The organism is Phycicoccus sp. M110.8, from assembly GCF_032464895.1.
In the GTDB taxonomy this organism is placed as follows: domain Bacteria; phylum Actinomycetota; class Actinomycetes; order Actinomycetales; family Dermatophilaceae; genus Pedococcus.
On the sequence record NZ_JAWDIC010000001.1, the window covers coordinates 948159 to 967409 of the forward strand.

19 protein-coding genes are annotated in these 19251 nt (G+C 73.8%); 6 read left to right on the forward strand and 13 right to left on the reverse strand.

Features of this window, described 5'->3' with window-relative positions; translation table 11 throughout:
- Window positions 1-25 precede the first annotated feature (25 nt).
- Window positions 26-1147 carry a GuaB3 family IMP dehydrogenase-related protein gene (locus RKE38_RS04430; RefSeq protein WP_316006236.1) on the reverse strand — a complete coding sequence of 374 codons (1122 nt, stop codon included), beginning with the start codon at window positions 1145-1147 and terminating at the stop codon, window positions 26-28.
- A gap of 421 nt (window positions 1148-1568) precedes the next feature.
- Entirely contained in the window at window positions 1569-3155 is a 1587-nt protein-coding gene (gene guaB / locus RKE38_RS04435) for an IMP dehydrogenase (RefSeq protein ID WP_316006237.1), read from the reverse strand.
- Between the two features lie 208 nt (window positions 3156-3363).
- Here guaB and RKE38_RS04440 point away from each other — a divergent pair, with 208 nt between their 5' ends.
- Both RKE38_RS04440 and RKE38_RS04445 read left to right on the forward strand, forming a co-directional pair.
- Window positions 3364-3657: a WhiB family transcriptional regulator gene (locus RKE38_RS04440; RefSeq protein WP_310150196.1), complete on the forward strand. Its 294-nt coding sequence runs from the start codon at window positions 3364-3366 to the stop codon at window positions 3655-3657.
- A gap of 19 nt (window positions 3658-3676) precedes the next feature.
- On the forward strand, window positions 3677-3898 hold the full coding sequence (locus tag RKE38_RS04445) for an RNA-binding S4 domain-containing protein (protein ID WP_316006238.1): 222 nt from the start codon (window positions 3677-3679) through the stop codon (window positions 3896-3898).
- Here the strand turns inward: RKE38_RS04445 and RKE38_RS04450 are convergent.
- The 3 genes from RKE38_RS04450 to groES form a co-directional block, all read right to left on the reverse strand.
- Complete coding sequence (locus RKE38_RS04450; RefSeq protein ID WP_316006239.1) at window positions 3895-5421, reverse strand: hypothetical protein; 1527 nt, start codon at window positions 5419-5421, stop codon at window positions 3895-3897. The genes RKE38_RS04445 and RKE38_RS04450 overlap by 4 nt on opposite strands.
- A gap of 85 nt (window positions 5422-5506) precedes the next feature.
- Entirely contained in the window at window positions 5507-7123 is a 1617-nt protein-coding gene (groL, locus tag RKE38_RS04455) for a chaperonin GroEL (protein ID WP_316006240.1), read from the reverse strand.
- A gap of 140 nt (window positions 7124-7263) precedes the next feature.
- Window positions 7264-7557 (reverse strand): co-chaperone GroES, encoded by a 294-nt coding sequence (gene groES / locus RKE38_RS04460; protein ID WP_316006241.1) that lies wholly within the window; start codon window positions 7555-7557, stop codon window positions 7264-7266.
- Between the two features lie 256 nt (window positions 7558-7813).
- Between groES and RKE38_RS04465 the strand changes: the two genes are divergently transcribed.
- The 3 genes from RKE38_RS04465 (at window position 7814) to RKE38_RS04475 (ending at window position 10815) form a co-directional block, all read left to right on the forward strand.
- Complete coding sequence (locus RKE38_RS04465) at window positions 7814-8623, forward strand: GNAT family N-acetyltransferase (protein ID WP_316006242.1); 810 nt, start codon at window positions 7814-7816, stop codon at window positions 8621-8623.
- Between the two features lie 36 nt (window positions 8624-8659).
- The gene (locus tag RKE38_RS04470) at window positions 8660-9889 is read left to right on the forward strand and encodes a THUMP-like domain-containing protein (RefSeq protein WP_316006243.1); all 1230 of its coding nucleotides are present in this window, start codon (window positions 8660-8662) and stop codon (window positions 9887-9889) included.
- A 215-nt stretch (window positions 9890-10104) separates the two neighbouring features.
- The gene (locus RKE38_RS04475) at window positions 10105-10815 is read left to right on the forward strand and encodes a hypothetical protein (RefSeq protein ID WP_316006244.1); all 711 of its coding nucleotides are present in this window, start codon (window positions 10105-10107) and stop codon (window positions 10813-10815) included.
- Window positions 10816-10826: 11 nt separating this feature from the next.
- On the opposite strand, the gene RKE38_RS04480 is transcribed toward RKE38_RS04475, so the two are convergent.
- Window positions 10827-11651, reverse strand: coding sequence for a ribokinase (locus tag RKE38_RS04480; protein WP_316006245.1), 825 nt, complete (start codon window positions 11649-11651; stop codon window positions 10827-10829).
- Window positions 11651-12634, reverse strand: a complete 984-nt coding sequence (locus RKE38_RS04485) for a nucleoside hydrolase (protein ID WP_316006246.1) — start codon at window positions 12632-12634, stop codon at window positions 11651-11653. Before RKE38_RS04485 ends, RKE38_RS04480 begins: the two co-directional genes overlap by 1 nt.
- A gap of 146 nt (window positions 12635-12780) precedes the next feature.
- On the opposite strand from RKE38_RS04485, the gene RKE38_RS04490 reads away from it, so the two are divergent.
- Window positions 12781-14040: a glycoside hydrolase family 3 N-terminal domain-containing protein gene (locus RKE38_RS04490; RefSeq protein WP_316006247.1), complete on the forward strand. Its 1260-nt coding sequence runs from the start codon at window positions 12781-12783 to the stop codon at window positions 14038-14040.
- A 104-nt stretch (window positions 14041-14144) separates the two neighbouring features.
- On the opposite strand, the gene tsaD is transcribed toward RKE38_RS04490, so the two are convergent.
- The 6 genes from tsaD to alr are packed head-to-tail and all read right to left on the reverse strand — an operon-like array spanning window position 14145 to window position 19169.
- Window positions 14145-15194 (reverse strand): tRNA (adenosine(37)-N6)-threonylcarbamoyltransferase complex transferase subunit TsaD, encoded by a 1050-nt coding sequence (gene tsaD, locus RKE38_RS04495; RefSeq protein WP_316006248.1) that lies wholly within the window; start codon window positions 15192-15194, stop codon window positions 14145-14147.
- Window positions 15191-15646 (reverse strand): ribosomal protein S18-alanine N-acetyltransferase, encoded by a 456-nt coding sequence (gene rimI / locus RKE38_RS04500; RefSeq protein ID WP_316006249.1) that lies wholly within the window; start codon window positions 15644-15646, stop codon window positions 15191-15193. The genes tsaD and rimI overlap by 4 nt, the downstream gene beginning before the upstream one ends.
- The gene (tsaB, locus tag RKE38_RS04505) at window positions 15643-16302 is read right to left on the reverse strand and encodes a tRNA (adenosine(37)-N6)-threonylcarbamoyltransferase complex dimerization subunit type 1 TsaB (protein ID WP_316006250.1); all 660 of its coding nucleotides are present in this window, start codon (window positions 16300-16302) and stop codon (window positions 15643-15645) included. The genes rimI and tsaB overlap by 4 nt, the downstream gene beginning before the upstream one ends.
- Window positions 16302-16787 carry a tRNA (adenosine(37)-N6)-threonylcarbamoyltransferase complex ATPase subunit type 1 TsaE gene (gene tsaE / locus RKE38_RS04510; protein WP_316007596.1) on the reverse strand — a complete coding sequence of 162 codons (486 nt, stop codon included), beginning with the start codon at window positions 16785-16787 and terminating at the stop codon, window positions 16302-16304. The genes tsaB and tsaE overlap by 1 nt, the downstream gene beginning before the upstream one ends.
- Window positions 16788-16800: 13 nt before the next feature.
- A complete protein-coding gene (locus tag RKE38_RS04515) occupies window positions 16801-17991 on the reverse strand; it encodes an alpha/beta hydrolase (RefSeq protein WP_316006251.1) in 1191 nt (396 codons plus the stop codon).
- On the reverse strand, window positions 17988-19169 hold the full coding sequence (gene alr / locus RKE38_RS04520; protein WP_316006252.1) for an alanine racemase: 1182 nt from the start codon (window positions 19167-19169) through the stop codon (window positions 17988-17990). Before alr ends, RKE38_RS04515 begins: the two co-directional genes overlap by 4 nt.
- Window positions 19170-19251: the final 82 nt, after the last annotated feature.

The window sequence follows — 19251 nt, forward strand, 5'->3', positions numbered from 1 at the left end:
ACAAGAGGAAAGGCCGTCGAGCGGGTCAGCTCTGCTGGTAGGGCGCGACGACGACCTCGACGCGCTGAAACTCCTTGACGTCGGAGTACCCGGTCGTGGCCATCGCGCGACGCAGCGCGCCCACGAGGTTGGTGGTGCCGTCGGCCACCCGGCCCGGGCCGAAGAGGATCTGCTCGAGCGAGGCGACCGCCCCCACCTCGACCCGCGACCCGCGCGGCAGCTCCTGGTGGTGCGCCTCGGGGCCCCAGTGCAGGCCGCGACCCGGCGCGTCGGTGGCCCGGGCGAGCGCCGCACCGAGCATGACCGCGTCGGCGCCGCACGCGATCGCCTTGACGATGTCGCCGCTCGTGCCGACACCGCCGTCGGCGATGACGTGCACGTAGCGGCCGCCGGACTCGTCGAGGTAGTCGCGCCGGGCGGCGGCGACGTCGGCGATCGCGCTGGCCATCGGGGCGTGGATGCCGAGGGTGCGCCGGGTCGTGTGCGCGGCGCCGCCGCCGAAACCGACGAGGACGCCGGCCGCGCCGGTGCGCATGAGGTGCAGGGCCGCGGTGTACGACGCCGCGCCGCCGACGATGACCGGCACGTCGAGCTCGTAGATGAACCGCTTGAGGTTGAGCGGCTCCGCCCGGCCGGACACGTGCTCGGCGCTGACGGTGGTGCCGCGGATGACGAAGAGGTCGACGCCTGCGTCGACCACGGTCTTCCAGAACTGCTGGGTGCGCTGCGGGCTCAGGGCACCGGCCACGGTGACGCCGGCCTCGCGCACCTCGCGCAGACGCTGGGCGATGAGCTCGGGCTGGATCTCCGGGGCGTACAGCTCCTGCATCCGGGCGGTCGCGGTTGCAGGGTCGAGCGTCGCGATCTCGGCCAGGACCGGCGCCGGGTCCTCGTAGCGGGTCCACAGCCCCTCGAGGTCGAGGACGGGGAGCCCGCCCAGACGGCCGAGCGCGATCGCCGACTCGGGCGACATGACCGAGTCCATCGGCGCGGCGATGACGGGGATGTCGAAGTGGTAGGCGTCGATCTGCCAGCCGACCGAGACCTCCTCGGGGTCGCGCGTGCGGCGCGAGGGCACCACGGCGATGTCGTCGAAGGAGTAGGCCCGGCGTCCGCGCTTGCCGCGTCCGATCTCGATCTCAGTCACCGCGCAAGGCTATCGGCCACAGCCCGCCGGGCCGAATGCGGCGGGGCGCCCACGGCAGCTTCGCGGGATGCCCTGGCCGACTGCACGGGCCGCCCCCGGCCGACTGCACAGGACGCGCCGGGTGGGGTACGGGGGATGCACGGCACCCCGCCGCCGGGTGAGGGGTGCCGACGACGGGGCGCCTGGGGACGCCGTACCACGCACCAGCGTGGTGACGACGAAACCATGGTGCTCCCCTGCTCGACCCGAGGGGGACGGGCCGTGCTGGAAGCGTAGGCGCGCCCGGTGCGGCGACGGATCACCCCAAAGGCGTACGCGTCCTCCCACACCGTCTGGACGCCCGTGCGGGTCGCCTGACGGACCCCGCCCCCGGTCGTCGGGTCGCCTGAGTGCAGCCTGCCCCGACGCGTGGGGCTCGGCGTCAGCGACCGCCGTAGTTGGGGGCCTCGACGGTCATCTGGACGTCGTGCGGGTGGCTCTCCTTGAGCGAGGCCGAGGTGATCCGCACGAAGCGGCCCTTCTGCTGCAGCTCGGGGATGGTCCGGGCGCCGATGTAGAACATCGACTGGTGGAGGCCGCCGATGAGCTGGTGCGAGACCGCCGCGAGCGGGCCCCGGTAGGCGACCTGCCCCTCGATGCCCTCGGGCACGAGCTGGTCGTCGCTGGTGACCTCGGCCTGGAAGTAGCGGTCCTTGGAGTAGGACTTCTTGCCGCGGCTCGACATCGCGGCGAGCGAACCCATGCCCCGGTAGGCCTTGTACTGCTTGCCGTTGACGAACACCAGCTCCCCCGGGGACTCCTCGCACCCCGCGAGCAGCGAGCCCAGCATCACCGTGTCGGCGCCGGCCACGATGGCCTTGGCGATCTCGCCGGAGTGCTTCATGCCGCCATCGGCGATGAGGGGTACGCCGGCCGGCTTGGTCGCCAGCGAGGCCTCGTAGACCGCGGTGACCTGCGGGACGCCCACACCGGTCACGATGCGGGTGGTGCAGATCGAGCCCGGGCCCACGCCCACCTTGACGGCGTCGGCACCGGCGTCGACGAACGCCTGGGCGCCCTCGCGGGTCGCGACGTTCCCGCCGATCACCTGCACGTGCCGGGTGGCGGGGTCGGTCTTCAGCCGCTCCACCATGTCGAGCAGGAGCCGCACGTTGCCGTGGGCGGTATCAGCCACCAGTACGTCGACCCCGGCCTCGATGAGCGTGGTTGCACGCTGCCAGGCGTCACCGAAGTAGCCGATGGCGGCTCCGACCAGCAGGCGTCCGTCGGCGTCGTAGGAGGCGTGCGGGAACTGCTCGGACTTCACGAAGTCCTTGACGGTGATCAGGCCTGCCAGGCGGCCGTCGTCGTCGACCAGCGGCAGCCGCTCCCGCTTGTGCTTGCGCAGCAGCAGCGTCGCTTCGTCGCGGGAGATGCCGACCGGGCCGGTGATCAGCGGCATCGGGGTCATGACCTCGTCGACCTTGGTGGTCGCCCACTCCGCGACCGGCGTGAAGCGCAGGTCGCGGTTGGTGATGATGCCCAGCAGCCGGTTCGAGGCGTCGACGACCGGGAGGCCGGAGACGCGGTACTCGCCGCAGATCCGGTCGAGGTCCTCCAGCGTCGCGTCCGGGCCGATCGTGACCGGGTTGGAGATGATGCCGGTCTGGGTCCGCTTCACGAGGTCGACCTGGTAGGCCTGGTCCTCGATCGAGAGGTTGCGGTGCAGCACGCCCAGGCCACCCTGGCGCGCCATCGCGATCGCCATCCGGGACTCGGTCACCGTGTCCATCGCGGCACTGACCAGGGGCACCTTGAGCGAGATCTCGCGGGTGAGCCGAGAGGTGGTGTCGATGTCCGACGGCGCGAGGTCGGAGTGACCCGGCAGCAGCAGGACGTCGTCGTACGTCAGGCCCAGCTTGGCGAAGGGGTCGTGGGCCGGCTCGGCCGGCGCGGGGCCGGGCGCGGGGGCCGCAGCGGCCTCGTGAGCGGTCAGGTCGGGCAGGCGGTCGTCGACACCAAGGCTCATTGCCCAATCGTAAACCGGCCGCCTGCGCCCCTCGTGCGCGCGTGGTCCCCGAGCCGCCGACCGGCGCGGCCCGGCGTCCACGATGCGGGACCTCGACAGGGACCTGCTCGCCCTTGAACAAGTCCATACCCTCCGTTCAGCCCTGCGCCGCTTCGCGAGCGGTAGCGTCCGAAGCGTGCGGCAGCGTGCCGCGGGAGAGCAGGACGACATGGCTGAGTTGTCACGGCTGCCGGGACCCGTCGCCGATCTGTGGGAGTGGCAGCTGCAGGGCTCCTGCCGCCAGAGCAACCCCGACGTCTTCTTCCACCCCGAGGGCGAGCGCGGTCCCGCCCGCCGGTCCCGGGACTCCGAGGCCAAGCAGGTCTGCCTCGGCTGCCCCGTCCTGGCCCAGTGCCGCGAGCACGCGCTGCGGGTGCGCGAGCCGTACGGCGTGTGGGGCGCGATGACCGAGGACGAGCGCGAGGCGCACTACGCCGGACACGCGGCACCCGCCGCCAGCTGACGCTCCTAGACTCGGGGTCGTGAGCCTGCTCGAGATCCCGATCCGTGACGAGTCCATCCGGCTCGGCCAGCTGCTCAAGCTCGCCGGGGTGGTCGAGGACGGCGCCATGGCGCGCGCGGTGGTCGAGAACGGTGAGGTCCTCCTCGACGGCACCGTCTGCCTGCGCCGCGGCACCCAGGTGCGCCCGGGCCAGACCGTGGAATATGCCGGGGAGTCCATCCAGGTCGTCCGCCCCGCCTAGCGGTAGGACACGTCGAGCCCGGTGCTGACCATCGCGGCGGACGCCGGGCCGAGCCGGAGCCACTCGCGGCGGTCGAAGTCGACACCGAGCTGCTCCGGGCAGGCCCCTGCCAGGTCGACGACTCGGCCGGTCGTGGTCCTGACCCGCAGGACGTACAGGGCGTTGGACCCGCTGCACGCCGGTCGCGGCTGGCGGGTGGAACCGTGGCTCGCCAGCTCGGCGTCGAGCTGCGCCACCTGCGACTGTGCCAGGACCAGCCTCGTGACCGGGCGCATCCTGGGGACCCGGCCGCTCACCGGCAGCGGGTGCAGGCACAGGGTCGCCAGGTCGAACCGCGTGCCGCGCGGCAGCGGCTCGGCCCCCGTCGCGCCCGTCCGCGGGTCGAAGACCGGTGGGCAGGTGAGGAAGCCGTCGGCCCAGCGCACCTGCGCGCGCACGGTGTCCTGCTCCGCCTCGGCGCGGTAGAAGCTGTCCAGGGTGGGCCACCCGTTGCAGCGCAGGCTCTCGTTCGCGTAGGTCGCGACGTGCCCGTCGGACGACTCCACGAGCACCCGGAATGCGGGCCCCTGCGGGACGTCGCCGCACCCGGACCCGGCGTCCCGCCTGGTCAGCACGACCATGGCGATCGCGCGGGGGTCGGTCACCGGCTGCGACGGGGGCAGGTAGCCGGTCCAGACCGAGTCGTCGTCGGTCCGCGCGCACACCACGACGCCGACCACCGGGTTGCCGGGCGGCCCGAGGCCCGAGCCCGGCGGCACCACGGGCGCGTCCTGCCGGCGGACGCAGTCGGAGGAGGCGAGCGCTGTTCGGGACGGTGTGTGGACCGACGGCGTGGGCTGTCCGGGCGCCCCCAGGCGGGGCGCGGCGACGGATGCCGCGATGGCCGCCGCACCCAGCAGCACCACGGCGGCGCCTGCCCACCCGGCGGTCCGGCGAGCCCTGGACGGGCGCGCGGCCGGGGGTCCGGCGAGCCCGTCGAGCGAGGGGGACGCCGGGGCCAGTCGGTCGAGGGAAGCGGCGAGCCCGGCCGCGTCGAGGCCGGTGGCCGTCTCCAGCGACCCCACGGCCGCGTCGCGACGGCGGCGGGCGGCGGCCACCGGCTCGTCGAGCGCGGCGGCCAGCTGGGCATCACCCAGTCCGTCGAAGAGGGCCAGGACGACCCGCGCCCGGTCGGCGGGCGACAGCGCCAGCAGCGCCGTGAGCACCCTGCGGTCGTCGGCCGGGGCCGCGCCCCCTGCCACGACAACCCGACGCACCCCGTGCCGGTGCAGGTCGACGAGCACCCGGCGCAGCTCCGCGTCGTAGGAACCGGCCCCGACGTCCGCCAGGTGGGCCCAGCGGGGCCACGCCCGGGCCAGCGCCGCACCCACGAGCCGTCGTGCGCCCTCGTCGCTGCCGGTCAGCAGCCAGGCGGTGCGCAGCAGGTCGACGCCTCGGGCCTCGACGTACTCCTCGAAACCCGGCGCGGACGCATACCGCTCCATCGCGACCACCTCGCCGCGCCCGCGCACCCCGTGGCGCACGGGCGACCTCTCCAATGTCGCACACGGCGAGGGCCCGCCCCCACCGGAGTGGGAGCGGGCCCTCGCGAGCAGGGAGGCGGCTGGCTCAGTGGCCGTGGCCGTGCCCGTGACCGCCGGCGGCCTCGGGCTCCTCCTCCTTCTTCTCCACGACGAGCGTGTCGGTGGTGAGGACCATCGACGCGATCGAGGCGGCGTTGCGCAGGGCGGAGCGGGTGACCTTGACCGGGTCGATGACGCCGGCCTTGACCAGGTCGACGTACTCGCCGGTCGCGGCGTTGAGGCCGTTGCCGACCTCGAGCTCGCGCACCTTGGAGACGGCGACGTAGCCCTCCATGCCGGCGTTCTCGGCGATCCAGCGCAGCGGCTCGGCCGCGGCCTTGGCCACGATCGCGGCGCCGACCTTCTCGTCGTCCTCGAGGCCGAGGCCGTCGATGACCGAGGAGGCGTGGACGAGGGCGGAGCCGCCACCGGCGACGATGCCCTCCTCGATGGCCGCGCGGGTCGCGGAGATCGCGTCCTCGATGCGGTGCTTCTTCTCCTTGAGCTCCACCTCGGTGTGGGCGCCGACCTTGATGACGCAGACGCCGCCGGCGAGCTTGGCGAGGCGCTCCTGGAGCTTCTCGCGGTCCCAGTCGGAGTCGGTGCGCTCGATCTCGGCCTTGATCTGGTTGACCCGCCCGGTGACGTCGTCGGCCGAGCCGGCGCCGTCGATGATCGTGGTGGTGTCCTTGGTGACGACGACGCGGCGGGCCTGGCCCAGCACGTCGAGGTCGGCCTGGTCGAGCTTGAGGCCGACCTCCTCGGAGATGACCTGGCCACCGGTGAGGACGGCCATGTCCTGCAGCATCGCCTTGCGGCGGTCGCCGAAGCCGGGGGCCTTGACGGCCACGACGTTGAACGTGCCGCGGATCTTGTTGACCACCAGGGTCGACAGCGCCTCGCCGTCGATGTCCTCGGCGATGATCAGCAGCGGCTTGCCGCTCTTGACGACCTTCTCCAGGACGGGGAGGACGTCGGCGATCGCGGAGATCTTGCCCTGGTTGATGAGGACGTAGGCGTCCTCGATCACGGCCTCCATGCGCTCGGCGTCGGAGATGAAGTAGGGCGAGATGTAGCCCTTGTCGAACTGCATGCCCTCGGTGAACTCGAGCTCGGTCGTCGCGGTCGAGGACTCCTCGACGGTGATGACGCCGTCCTTGCCGACCTTGTCGAAGGCGTCGGCGATGGTCGACCCGATGGTCTGGTCCTGCGCGGAGAGCGCGGCGACCTGGGCGATCTCGTCCTTGCCCTCGATCTCGCGGGCGACCTTGAGCAGCTGGTCGGACACGGCCTCGACGGCCTTGTCGATGCCGCGCTTGAGGCCGGACGGGGCGGCACCCGCGGCGACGTTGCGCAGGCCCTCCTTGACCATGGCCTGCGCGAGCACGGTGGCGGTGGTGGTGCCGTCACCCGCGACGTCGTTCGTCTTGGTCGCGACCTCCTTGGCGAGCTGGGCGCCGAGGTTCTCGTACGCGTCCTCGAGCTCGACCTCACGGGCGATGGTGACACCGTCGTTCGTGATCGTGGGGGCGCCCCACTTCTTGTCGATGACGACGTTGCGGCCCTTGGGGCCGAGCGTCACCTTGACGGCGTTCGCGAGCGCGTCGACACCGCGCTCGAGCGACTTGCGAGCGGAGTCGTTGAACTCCAGCGTCTTGGCCATGAAAGTCCTTCGTTCTCAGTGAAGTTCGGCGGTATGCCGAGCTGCCGGCATACGCGGGAAGGGTGCGTTGCGCACAACGCAGCACGCCCCGCGCGCGACCCCAGCGGGGCCCGCCGGGGCGTGCTGTGTGTGGTGCGTCGTCAGCCGACGACGGCGAGGACGTCGCGCGCGGAGAGGATGAGGTACTCCTCGCCGCCGTGCTTGATCTCGGTGCCGCCGTACTTGCTGTAGATCACGCGGTCGCCGACGTTGACGTCGAGCGGGACGCGGTTGCCGTGGTCGTCGATGCGACCCGGGCCGATCGCGAGGACCTCGCCCTCCTGGGGCTTCTCCTTCGCGGTGTCCGGGATGACGAGGCCGGACGCGGTGGTCTGCTCGGCCTCGACGCTCTTGACGACGATGCGGTCTTCGAGCGGCTTGATGGAAACCGACACGATGGTGACCTCCCCTTCGGGAATGTCGGAGTGGACAGGTGGATGCTGTGCGTCGCAGTCGTTCGGCCGCCGTCGCGGGGGTCGGCCTGCTCCTGCGTTAGCACTCGGCGAACCGGAGTGCCAACGGCAAATCTAGGCACCCTGTTAGCACTCGGTCAACTCGAGTGCCAACCCGTGTCGCGACGTTCGCCGTGGGCGGACGACGGCCCGGATATCCGGTTGAGCGGGTCGAGCCCGCTGCGGCAGGGTGGCGCCCGTGACCGACTCCCCCGACGCCCTGCTCCGCGCCTACGACGAGCAGCTCCGCGTCGAGGTCGCCTCGGCCGTCGCGGTCGAGCGGATCGGGCCGCTGGCCTGCGCCACCTACCTCGGCGGGCGTGGCTTCATCACGTACCGGAGCCTGGACACCGACGGTGAGCCCGCGACCGAGGAGCGCGTCCGCGAGCTCGTCGACGCGGCGCACGCGCACTACGAGCAGGACCCGGCCATCGTGCGGGTGGAGTGGAAGACGCGCGGTCACGACCACGCGCCGGGGCTGCACGACGCCCTCGTCGCGCGCGGATTCGTCCCGGACGAGCCGGAGTCGGTGATGGTCGGCGAGGCACGGCTGCTCGCGTACGACGTGCAGCTGCCCGAGGGCGTGGTCGTCCGGCAGGTCAGCGACGAGGACGACGTCCGGCGGATGCTGGCGATGCAGGCCGAGGTGTTCGGCGACTCCCCCGAGCTCGCCGCCGAGATGGAGCAGCAGATCTTCCACCGCCTGCGCACCCGCGACGACATGGAGATGTGGGTCGCCGAGGCCGGCGGCGAGGTCGTGAGCGCGGGCCGGCTCGAGCCGGTCGAGGGCACCGAGTTCGCGGGAATCTGGGGCGGGGCGACCCGTCCGGAGTGGCGTGGCCGGGGCATCTACCGCGCGCTGACGTCGGCCCGGGCAGGGTCGGCCCTGCGCCACGGCAAGCGGTACGTCAACAGCGACTCGACCGAGTTCTCCCGCCCGATCCTGGAGCAGTCGGGGCTGGTCAAGGTCACCACCACGACGCCCTACGAGTGGCGCCGCGACCGCTGACCGACCCCTCGCGCGCGGTAGGGAACAATGCCGCGCATGGACCTGGCCCTGCTGCGACGGCTCACCACCGGCGAGGGGTGGGGCCTGCTCCAGTCGCTCCCGCCGTACGACGAGAAGGAGGCGCTGTCGCTGCAGGACCGCCTGCGCGGCGTCGGCTTCGACGCCGACCTCGTCGCTGCGGCCCTCAACCAGTCGAGGCTGCGCGCCCGCGCCGTCGACAAGTTCGGCGAGTTCGCCCAGGGCATGGTCTTCACCTCCGACGGCCTCGAGCAGGCGACCCGACTGAGCGTGGCGGCTCGGCACGCGCAGCGCTTCCGGCAGGCCGGCATCTCCACCGTCCACGACCTCGGCTGCGGCATCGGTGCGGACGCCATGGCGATGGCCGGACTCGACCTCCGGGTCCGGGCCATCGACGCCGACGAGGTGACGGCGGCCATCGCCGCCGTCAACCTGCGCCACTGGCCCGAGTCCACGGCGGTCCAGGGCCGGGTCGAGGAGTTCGTCCCGCCGGCCGGTGAGGGCGCCCGTGGCGTGGGCGCGTGGCTGGACCCGGCGCGGCGTACGCCCGGGGTCGCCGACGTGCACGGGCGCACCCGCCGCGTGTTCGGCCTCGAGTCCATGACGCCGAGCTGGGAGCAGGTGCAGGAGATCGCCCGCGCCCTGCCCGCGACGGGCGTGAAGCTGGCGCCTGCGTTCCCGCACCACGCGCTGCCCGCGGGGGCCGAGGCCCAGTGGACCTCCCTGTCCGGCGAGGTGCTGGAGTGTGCCGTCTGGTTCGGGCCCCTGGCACAGGCCCCCGGGCGGACGGCGGCCCTGCTGCGCCCCGGCGCAGCCCCGGTCGTCGTGACCGAGGCCGACGCCCCCGAGCACGAGCGGGTCGCGTCGCTGGGTGCGGTGGGTTCGTGGCTCTACGAACCCGACAAGGCCGTGCTGCGGGCAGGGCTCGTGGGTGCGGTGGCTGCGGCCGTCGACGGGTGCGAGCTCGACGAGGGGGTGGGCTACGTGAGCGCCGACCGTGCAGAGGACGTGCCGTTCGCTCGGAGGTTCGTCGTCGTCGAGGCGATGCCGTTCAACGTCAAGGCGCTGCGCGGGTGGCTGCGCGACCACGGCTTCGACCGGCTCACCGTCAAGAAGCGCGGGGTGTCCGTCGACGCGGACCTGCTGCGCCGCCAGCTGCGCCTGCCGGCCAAGGGCTCGTCGGAGGCGACCGTCGTCCTGACCCGCGTGCGCAGCAACCAGGTGGCCCTCATCGTCCGACCCGCCTGAACGGGGCGGGTCCGAGACCGGCCGGGCGCGGGCCGCGGCGGGAGGCGACCGGCGGCTCGCGACGGGCCACGGACCGGCCGTCAAACGCCTTCGTCCACAGGCACTGCCACGGCGTCCGGCGCGTCCACAGCGACTCGCCGTGACCTCTTTGTGACCCGGCGGGCCCTTCGGTACGGTGACCGCTGGTCCCCCCGCCAACCAGGAACTGCCACCTCATGCCCGACCAGCCCACCCGCTCCGGACGACACCGCGCTCCTGCCGCGCCCCGCCCCCTGCCGCGGCCATTGCTGTTCGCCCTCCTGCGCCCCACGCGCGCCGGCCTGCTCAAGACGACCGGCGGCCTGGTCGCCGCGGTCGGCGCCCTGAGCGCGTGGTCGGGACCCATGACGGCGGCGCCCGTCTTCGACCTTGCCGACGCCCCGCGGCCCGTCGCCGCCACCACGGTGCGCGCCCCCGAGACCGCCCTGACCGCGCCCCAGACCTACGGCCTCATCGGCTTCGAGGCGACCGCACGCCGTGGCGCCTCCCCGTCTACGAAGGCTGCGTCGGCCGACCGCGCCGACACCGCCGCCTCCCGCGGCATCCGGCGCACGGGCCTGAGCCCGGAGCTGGGACTGACCCAGCACGGCCTCATCGTCCTCAACGCGATCCGCGACCACTTCCCCGAGATCCACACCTACGGCGGCTTCCGGGCCGGCGACATGGACCACGGCACGGGCAACGCGGTGGACACGATGATCAGCTCGCGGGCCCAGGGCGACGCGGTCGCGGCCTACGTCATGCAGCACGCCGCCGAGCTCAACGTGAAGTACGTCATCTGGTACCAGCGCATCTGGTACCCCAGCAGCGGCACGTGGAAGGCCATGTCCGACCGCGGCAGCCCCACCGCCAACCACATGGACCACGTCCACGTCTCGGTGAACTGACGCCGCTCCCCTCAGAGCTCGGGGTCCGGCTGCGCCCCGAGCCTGCGCACAGCGTCGGCACCGGCCAGCGAGGCCCGCTCCACTGCCTCGACCCGGTCGGCACCGTCCGCGAGCGCGGCGGCCAGCGCGCCGCAGAAGGCGTCGCCCGCCCCGGTCGTGTCCACCACCTCGCCGGCGGGCACGGCGACACCCTCGTGCCGCACCCCGTCCCAGGAGCACCCGGCCGCCCCGAAGGTCACGAGCAGCGACCCGGGCAGCACGTCGCCGTCGGCGAGCAGCATCGCCTCGTGCTCGTTGACCACGAGCGGGTCCGCGAGCGCCGCCACGTCGTGCGGTAGGGCGGCATACGGCGCGGCGTTGACCACCACGCGCACACCGCGGGAGTGGGCCGCCCGGACGGTTGCCGCCACGACCTCCAGGGGCACCTCGAGCTGGAGCAGCAGGACGTCGCCGGTGCCCCAGCCGGCGAGGTCGGGCGTCGTCGCGCGGGCGTTGGCGCCCGGGACGACGACGATCGCGTTCTCCCCCTCGCCGTCCACGGTGATCCACGCCTGCCCCGTGGCCACGCCGGGCACGACGTCGACCTGCGCCACGTCGACGCCGTGGGCCCGCAGGCGGTCGAGGTATGCCGTGCCGGCACCGTCGTCGCCGACCGCGCCGGCCATCGTCACGCCGGCGCCGGCGGCAGCCGCTGCCACGGCCTGGTTGCCGCCCTTGCCCCCGGCGAACCGGCGCAGGTCCGGGTCGGCGAGCACGGTCTCGCCCGGTCGCGGGTGGCGGTCCACGGACGCGACGAGGTCGACGTTCAGGGAACCGAGGACGAGGACGCGACCCATCAGCCCAGGCCGCCGGTGACCGTGTCGAACCAGAGGGTGGCGTAGCGCCGGGCGTCGACCTCGAGGCAGACGTCGATCTCGGACCGCGCGCGGCCGTGCGGGTCGTGGGTGAGGCCGCCGCTCCAGTCGCGGCGGTCGACGATGGTGCGGCCCCGCGACCAGGTGCCCGCGAGCTCGACGCGGACGGGCAGGGTGGCCCGGGTGACCCCGGCCGGCTCGATGACGGCGCACACCGCTCCGGCGTCGCCGATGGTCGCCGAGTCCGCCCCGAACCGGTCGCACTGGAAGGCGATGAGCCGGGCCGCGAGGTCCGCGCCGTCCCCCGCGGCGGCGTCGAGCAGCGGCTGGACCGACGCCCGGGAGACGCGGGGCTCGTAGAACACGTCGAGGCCGTACATCGTGACGGCGATCCCGAGGTCGGCGCAGGCGTCGAGCACGATCGCGGCGGCCTCGGGGTCGTGGAAGACGTTGAACTCGGCGGACGCGGTCGCGTTGCCCTCGGCCGCGGCCCCGCCCATGAAGACGACCTCGCGCAGGCCCGCGGCGACCTGCGGGTAGGTCCGCAGCAGCAGCGCGACGTTCGTGAGCGGCGCGAGCGGCACGAGGGTCACCCGGTCGGCCGGGTCGCCCGTCACGGCGGCCGCCAGGAGCACGTCGCGCAGCAGCTCCACGGCGTGCCGCGGGTCCGGCTCTCGGGTGGACCGTGGCCAGTCGAGGTCGCCCATCCCGTCGCGGCCGTGGACGTGCCGGGCGTCGACAGGGTCCTCGAGCAGGGGCAGCGCTGCCCCCGCCGCGACCGGGACGTCCTGCCGGCCGACGACGTCGAGCACGGTCAGGGTGTTCGTCACCACCACCTCGAGCGGGGCGTTCCCGCCGACGCAGGTCACCGCCCGCAGGTCGAGGGCGGGGTGCTGTGCAGCGAGCAACAGGGCGCACGCGTCGTCGACGCCCGTGTCCACGTCGAGCACGACCGGCAGAGCCATGCCGCGATCCTGCCAGAGCAGCTGCGGACGAGGCGGCCCCGGTCGGTGCCGGTGCGGTCGGGACGCGTGCGGTCGGGACGCCTGCGGTCGGCCGGGAGGGTCGGTGCCGGTTCGGTCGGGGGCGCAGGCCGGGATAGGTTCGTGCGATGACCTCGACGCGCCGACCCCGACCGGTCCTCGGGACCGGCGCCGCGGCCCTGGTGCTGGCGCTGGCCGCGGGGTGCACGAGCGGGACCGGTGGCGGCTCGGGCACCACCTCGGCCTCGAGTGCGCCGACGAGCCCCGGCTCCCCGACCACGGGCACCAGCACGGGCACGGGCACGCCGAGCCGTACGTCGCCCCCGAGCTCCTCCACGACGACGGCCGCCCCGTCCTGCGGCACCCGGCTCGCCGCAAAGCTCACCCCCGCCCAGCGGGCCGGCCAGCTCCTCATGGTGGGGCTGCAGCCCACCGGCAGCTCGCGCGCGCTCGCCGCCCAGGTCCGGCGCCAAGGGCTTGGGGGGGTCATCTACCTCGGGGGCTGGACCTCCGGCTCGGCGACCGTGCGGGCGGTCTCGGCCCGGCTCCAGGCGGCGGCCGGGGGCGACCTGCTCGTCGCCGCCGACCAGGAGGGCGGCCAGGTCCAGCAGCTGCGCGGCCCCGGGTTCACCCGCATGCCGTCCGCACGCACCCAGGCCACGACGTCGCCGGCGACCGAGCAGCGCAACGTCACGACCTGGTCGGGCGAGCTGCTGCGTGCGGGGGTCAACCTCAACCTCGCACCCGTCGCCGACACCGTCCCGACCTCGCTGGGCGCGGCGAACCAGCCGATCGGGCGCTACCGCCGGGACTTCGCCCCCGGCTCGCCCACCACCAACGCGACGTATGCCGCGGCCTTCGTCCGTGGGTCCCTCGCCGCCGGGGTGGCCCCGACCGCCAAGCACTTCCCGGGCCTGGGGCGCATCACCGGCAACACCGACGTCACGACCGTCGGCACCACCGACTCCACGACCGACGGCGACGACCCCTACCTCGCGCCGTTCCGGGCCTCGATCGCGGCGGGCGCGCCGCTGGTGATGATCTCCTCGGCGCACTACCCGCGGATCGATCCCGACAACCGGGCGATGTTCTCCCGGGCGGTCGTCACGGGGCTCCTGCGGGGCGAGCTGGGGTACGACGGCGTCGTCATCACCGACGACGTCGGGGCTGCCAAGGCCGTCGCTGCGATTCCCGTGGGGCAGCGGGCGACTCGTTTCATCGCCGCCGGTGGCGACATCGTCCTGACCGCGGAGGCTGGCCAGGCGTCGACGATGCTGGCCGCCATCGCCGCGAAGCGGAAGGCCCCGGCGTTCGCCGCGCAGGTCGACGCCGCGGCCGCGCGCGTGCTCGACCTCAAGGCCGACCTGAAGCTCGTCAGCTGCAACTGACTCTCCAGCCCCCTGCCATCCCGGGTTTGGGGGTGCAGGGGTGATGCATGTCCCACTCCAGCACCCCCGAACCCGGGAGGTGGGCGCAGTTCCGGCCTCGACCGCTACGACTGGATCTCGGTCACCGGCATCGAGGAGTCGGCCGGCAGGGCGAGGTCAGAGGGCGTGCGGCCCTTGAGCACCATCTGGGCGCCGAGGGAGGCGACCATCGCGCCGTTGTCGGTGCACAGTCCCGGACGCGGCACCCGCAGCGCGATGCCCGCCTCGTCGCAGCGCTCCTGGGCCATCGCCCGCAGGCGCGAGTTGGCAGCCACGCCGCCACCGATCTGCAGGTTCTCGACGCCGTGCTCCTTGCAGGCGGCGACCGCCTTGCGCGTGAGCACGTCCGTGACGGCCTCCTGGAACGACGCGGCGACGTCCGCCACCGGCACCGGCTCACCGGCCGCCTCCCGGGCCTGCACCCAGCGGGCGACGGCCGTCTTCAACCCGGAGAAGGAGAAGTCGAACCGGTGGCGCTCGAGGTCCCTGCCGGTCGTCAGTCCGCGGGGGAAGTCGATCGCGACCCGGTCCCCCTCCCGCGCCGCGCGGTCGATGTACGGGCCGCCCGGGAACGGCAGGCCGAGGACTCGGGCGACCTTGTCGAACGCCTCGCCCGCCGCGTCGTCGATCGTCGACCCCAGCGAGGTGATCTCGGAGGTGACGTCGGGGACGAGCAGCAGCGAGGAGTGGCCGCCCGACACGAGCATCGCCAGGGTCGGCTCGGGCAGCGGACCGTGCTCGACGATGTCGACCGCGACGTGCGACGCGAGGTGGTTCACGCCGTAGAGCGGCTTGCCGAGCGCGACCGCGAGCGACTTGGCGGCAGCCACACCGACCATGAGCGCACCGGCCAGCCCGGGGCCGGAGGTGACCGCCACCGCGTCGAGGTCGGCCAGGCGAACACCGGCGTCACGGGTCGCGCGCTCGATCGTCGGGATCATCGCCTCGAGGTGGGCGCGGCTGGCAACCTCGGGCACCACGCCGCCGAACCGCGCGTGCTCGTCGACGCTGCTGGCGATCGCGTCCACCAGCAGGGTCTCGCCCCGGACGATGCCGACACCGGTCTCGTCGCAGGACGTCTCGATGCCGAGCACCAGCGGCTGGTCGGCGATCATGCCGGCACCTCCTCGATGAGGACGCGACGCATCACGAGCGCGTCCACGTCACCCGGCTGGTAGTAGCGGCGTCGCACCGTGAGCACCTCGAATCCGTTGCTGTCGTAGAGCTTTCGGGCCGGCGCGTTGTCCGCCCTGACCTCGAGCATGAGGTGCTCGGCGGAGTCGGCGCGTGCCCGCGCGACGAGCTCCTCCAGCACCGCGCGCCCGAGCCCGCGGCCCTGCGCCTCGGGGGCGACCGCCATGGTCATGACGTCGGCGACGTCACCGCCGAGGTCGAGCCCGCCGTACGCCACCACCGCACCCGACTCGTCCTGCTCGACGACGTAGGACCGGCGGGGCCGCCCGGCCAGCTCGGACCACCATGTGGCCTGCGACCACGCGTCGTCGGGGAAGAGCCGCTGCTCGAGGGCGTCGAGCGCGGGGATGTCGGTCCAGTGCACGTCCCTCACCGCTGCGCCCGCTCCGCGGTCGTCAGGGCATCCGGCCGGCGCAGGTAGAGCGGCTCGACCGGCATCGGCTCCCCCGCGGCGATCCGCGCGGCGGCCACCTCGGCGAGCACGGCCGCGTCGACGTCGAGGACGTCCACCGCGTGGGGGAACAGGTCCGGGTAGAGCACCGGTCCCCGCCCTGCCGTCGGCAGGGCGCGCAGGTCCTCGGGCAGGTCGGCCGGGCGGTCGACGTGCGGCTCGGTGAGCCGGCGCACGCCGGCCGGCTCCACGGCATACCGGGCGGTGTAGACCTCTTTGCGGCGGGCGTCGGTCGCCACGACCAGGTCGTCGCCCTGGACGAGGCCGCGCGCCTGCGCGGCGAGGACGTCGAGGCTGCACACGCCGTGGACCGGTATGCCGCGGGCGTGCCCGAACACCAGGCCCGTCACGATGCCGACGCGCAGGCCGGTGAAGGGGCCGGGCCCCGTGCCCACCACGACGTCCGTGACGTCGGCCGGGGTGCACCCGGCCTCGTCGAGGCAGCGCTCGACCAGCGGGGTGACGTGCTCGGTGTGGCCGCGGGCGTCGAGGACCGTGGCGGCGCAACGGGTGCCGCTGTCGTCGCGCACGGCGACGGTGATCGCCGAGGTCGAGGTGTCGATCGCGAGCAGCAGCATCAGGCCTCCTGCGCCAGGGTCGCGAGCGCGTCGGTGTCCCAGTGGGACCCGTGCGCGTCGAGCCGGACCGTACGGGTGTCCTCGCCCCTCAGGACCAGCTCGAGCCGGTCGTCGGCGAGGTCCTCGGCCAGGCCGTGGCCCCACTCGACGACGGTCACGGAGTCCTCCAGCGAGGCATCGAGGTCGAGGTCGTCGAGCTCGGCGAACCCGCCCAGCCGGTAGGCGTCGACGTGCACGAGGGCGGGTCCGCCGACCAGCGACGGGTGCACCCGGGCGATGACGAAGGTGGGCGACGTGATCGGTCCGCGCACCCCGAGCCCCTCGGCCAGCCCCTGCGTCAGGGTGGTCTTGCCGGCGCCGAGCTCACCGGTCAGGACGACGAGGTCGCCGGCGCGGAGCAGGCGACCCAGCCGCTCGCCCCAGGCTCGGGTGTCCTCGGCAGCGACGAGGGGCGGGCTGGTGACCGACCAGGACTGCCAGCTCACGGCGGGCGAGGACTCAGGCACGACGGGACCTCCGGCGCGGTGCGGGCGTCCGCCGCGCGTCGGCGACCCGGCGCTTCTTGGCCAGGTCCGTGAGCGTGCGGCGGACGCGGGGCTTGCCCTCGACGGGGACGCCGGCCTCGGCCGCGCGCATGCCCCGCTCGATGAGGGAGAGGAACTGCTCGTCCAGCACCTCGGGGTGCTCGAGCATGATGATGTGCCCGGCCTCCTCGACGACGACGTGCTCGGCGCCGGGGACGAGCCGCACGATCGCCTCGGAGTGCGCCGGGGGTGTGAGCAGGTCCTGGGCGCCGTTGAGCACGAGGGTCTCGATGCCGTGGAACTGGGCGAGGGCCTTGCGCTTGTCGTGCACGTCGATCGAGGGCAGGAAGTCGGCCATCACCTGCAGCGGCGTGCCCATGATCATGTCCGCGGTGTAGCGCACGGTCTCGGGCGAGACCGGCGAGGCGAAGCTGTACCGCTCGACGATGAGGTCCTCCACCTCGCGGCCGACGCGGCGGGCGGTGTCGACGAGCGCCTGACGCGTCCCCAGCCGGGACAGGAAACGGGGCCCGAGCCGGCCCAGGACCCGGCCGACGAACTGGCCGAAGCCCAGCGTCAGCATGTTCTCCCCGCCGGCGCTGGTCGCCACGAACGCCGCGGCGACGACGCGTTCGCGCACCACCTCGGGGAACTGCTCCGCCATGGACATCACGGTCATGCCGCCCATCGAGTGGCCGATGAGCACGAGCGGGCCGTCCGGGACCGTCTCCTGCACGACCCGGTGCAGGTCGCGGCCGAGCTGGTCGATGGTGCAGGACTCCGCCGGGGCGAGCGCCGACCGCCCGTGGCTGCGCTGGTCCCACAGCACGACGCGGTAGCCGGCCTCGACGAGCGCGCGCCGCTGCAGCACCCAGCTGCGCAGGCTGAGCGTGTACCCGTGCGAGAAGACGACGGTCGGCTTGCCCGGCGAGGCGGCGGCCGGGTTCCCGTCGTCGACCTCCACGTGAAGGCTCACGCCGTCGTCGGCGAGGATCTGCATCTCGCGGTCGGCGGTGTGGGTGTAGGTCCCGTGCGGCGACAGCACGGACAGCCGCGCCTGCCGCTCCCCGCGGACCTGCCGCGCGGCGACGCCCGCGGCCGTGGCGACGCCGGCGGCGGCCAGGCCGACGCCGAGCCCCACGAGACCTCGGTTCGCGGGGCTCACAGGTCCTCACCGCCCACGTAGACGCGCGGCACCCGGGCGCCGACCCGGGTCACGACCTCGTAGTTGATGGTCCCGGCTGCGACGGCCCAGTCCTGGGCGGTCGGCTCACCCGAGGCCCCGACGCCGAACAGCACGGCCTCGTCGCCGGCCACGGCGGCGTTGTCGGCCCCGAGGACGAGCACGAACTGGTCCATGCAGACCCGGCCGGCCACGGCATACCGGCTCCCGCCGACCTGCACCGGTCCCCGGCTGGAGGCGTGGCGCGGGATGCCGTCGGCGTACCCCATCGGCACCAGGCCCAGGCGCGTCTGCTCGCTCGTGGTGTAGGTGTGGCCGTAGGAGATGCCCTGGCCCGCGGGGCAGTCCTTGACCAGCGCGAGCCGGGCCACGAGCCGCATGGCCTCGCGCAGCCCGAAGTCCTCGGGCGCGCCCAGGTCGGGCACGGGCGAGAGGCCGTAGACCGAGACGCCGGGGCGCACGAGGTCGTAGTGCGCGGACGGGTTTGTCAGCGTGGCCGCCGAGTTGGCCAGGTGGCGCACCTGCGGCCGTATGCCGGCCTGTTCGAACTGGGTGAGCAACCCCTCGAAGCGTTCCTGCTGGGCGCGCACGGTGGGGTGCTGCGGCGCGTCGGCGTAGGCGAAGTGGGAGAAGACGCCGACGACCTCGACCGCCCGGTCGGCCTGGGCACGGGCGACGTCGTCGATGAGCGCGTCGAGGTCCGCGTCCCAGGCGCCGTTGCGGCCGAGGCCGGTGTCGACCTTGACGTGGATCCGGGCGGTGCGGCCGGTGGCAGCGGCGGCGTCGAGGGCCTGCTGCAGGGACCACTGCGCCGCGATGCCGAGGTCGATGCCCAGGGCGACCGCCTCGGTGAAGTCCTGCCCCGGCACGTGCAGCCACGACAGCACGGGCACGTCGACGCCCGCCTGGCGCAGCTCGACGGCCTCCGGCAGCTGGGCGACGCCGAGCCACGTGGCGCCCCCGCGCACGGCCGCCCGGGCAGCGGGCACGAGCCCGTGCCCGTACGCGTCGGCCTTGACCACGGCCATGACCTCGGCCGAGCCGGCGCGCTCGCGCAGCGCGGCCACGTTGGCGCTGATGGCCCCCAGGTCGACCTGCGCGCACGCGGGAAGCCCCGGCGGAGCCGGGGCGGGAGGGGTGCTGGAGGTGGTGTCGCTCATCGGGATCCAGTCTTCCATGCCTGCGACGAGCGCTCTCGGCGACCGGGCATGCTGGGCGCGTGACCCCGACCGCCGATGCCCC

What these genes read in the sequence shown, in the direction of transcription:
- guaB (WP_316006237.1), bottom strand. Translation starts at nt 3,155, where the DNA reads ATGAGCCTTGGTGTCGACGACCGCCTGCCCGACCTGACCGCTCACGAG.
- RKE38_RS04440 (WP_310150196.1), top strand. Translation starts at nt 3,364, where the DNA reads ATGGCTGAGTTGTCACGGCTGCCGGGACCCGTCGCCGATCTGTGGGAG.
- groL (WP_316006240.1), bottom strand. Translation starts at nt 7,123, where the DNA reads ATGGCCAAGACGCTGGAGTTCAACGACTCCGCTCGCAAGTCGCTCGAG.
- RKE38_RS04470 (WP_316006243.1), top strand. Translation starts at nt 8,660, where the DNA reads ATGGACCTGGCCCTGCTGCGACGGCTCACCACCGGCGAGGGGTGGGGC.
- RKE38_RS04475 (WP_316006244.1), top strand. Translation starts at nt 10,105, where the DNA reads ATGCCCGACCAGCCCACCCGCTCCGGACGACACCGCGCTCCTGCCGCG.
- RKE38_RS04480 (WP_316006245.1), bottom strand. Translation starts at nt 11,651, where the DNA reads ATGGGTCGCGTCCTCGTCCTCGGTTCCCTGAACGTCGACCTCGTCGCG.
- RKE38_RS04485 (WP_316006246.1), bottom strand. Translation starts at nt 12,634, where the DNA reads ATGGCTCTGCCGGTCGTGCTCGACGTGGACACGGGCGTCGACGACGCG.
- RKE38_RS04490 (WP_316006247.1), top strand. Translation starts at nt 12,781, where the DNA reads ATGACCTCGACGCGCCGACCCCGACCGGTCCTCGGGACCGGCGCCGCG.
- tsaD (WP_316006248.1), bottom strand. Translation starts at nt 15,194, where the DNA reads ATGATCGCCGACCAGCCGCTGGTGCTCGGCATCGAGACGTCCTGCGAC.
- tsaB (WP_316006250.1), bottom strand. Translation starts at nt 16,302, where the DNA reads ATGCTGCTGCTCGCGATCGACACCTCGACCTCGGCGATCACCGTCGCC.
- alr (WP_316006252.1), bottom strand. Translation starts at nt 19,169, where the DNA reads ATGAGCGACACCACCTCCAGCACCCCTCCCGCCCCGGCTCCGCCGGGG.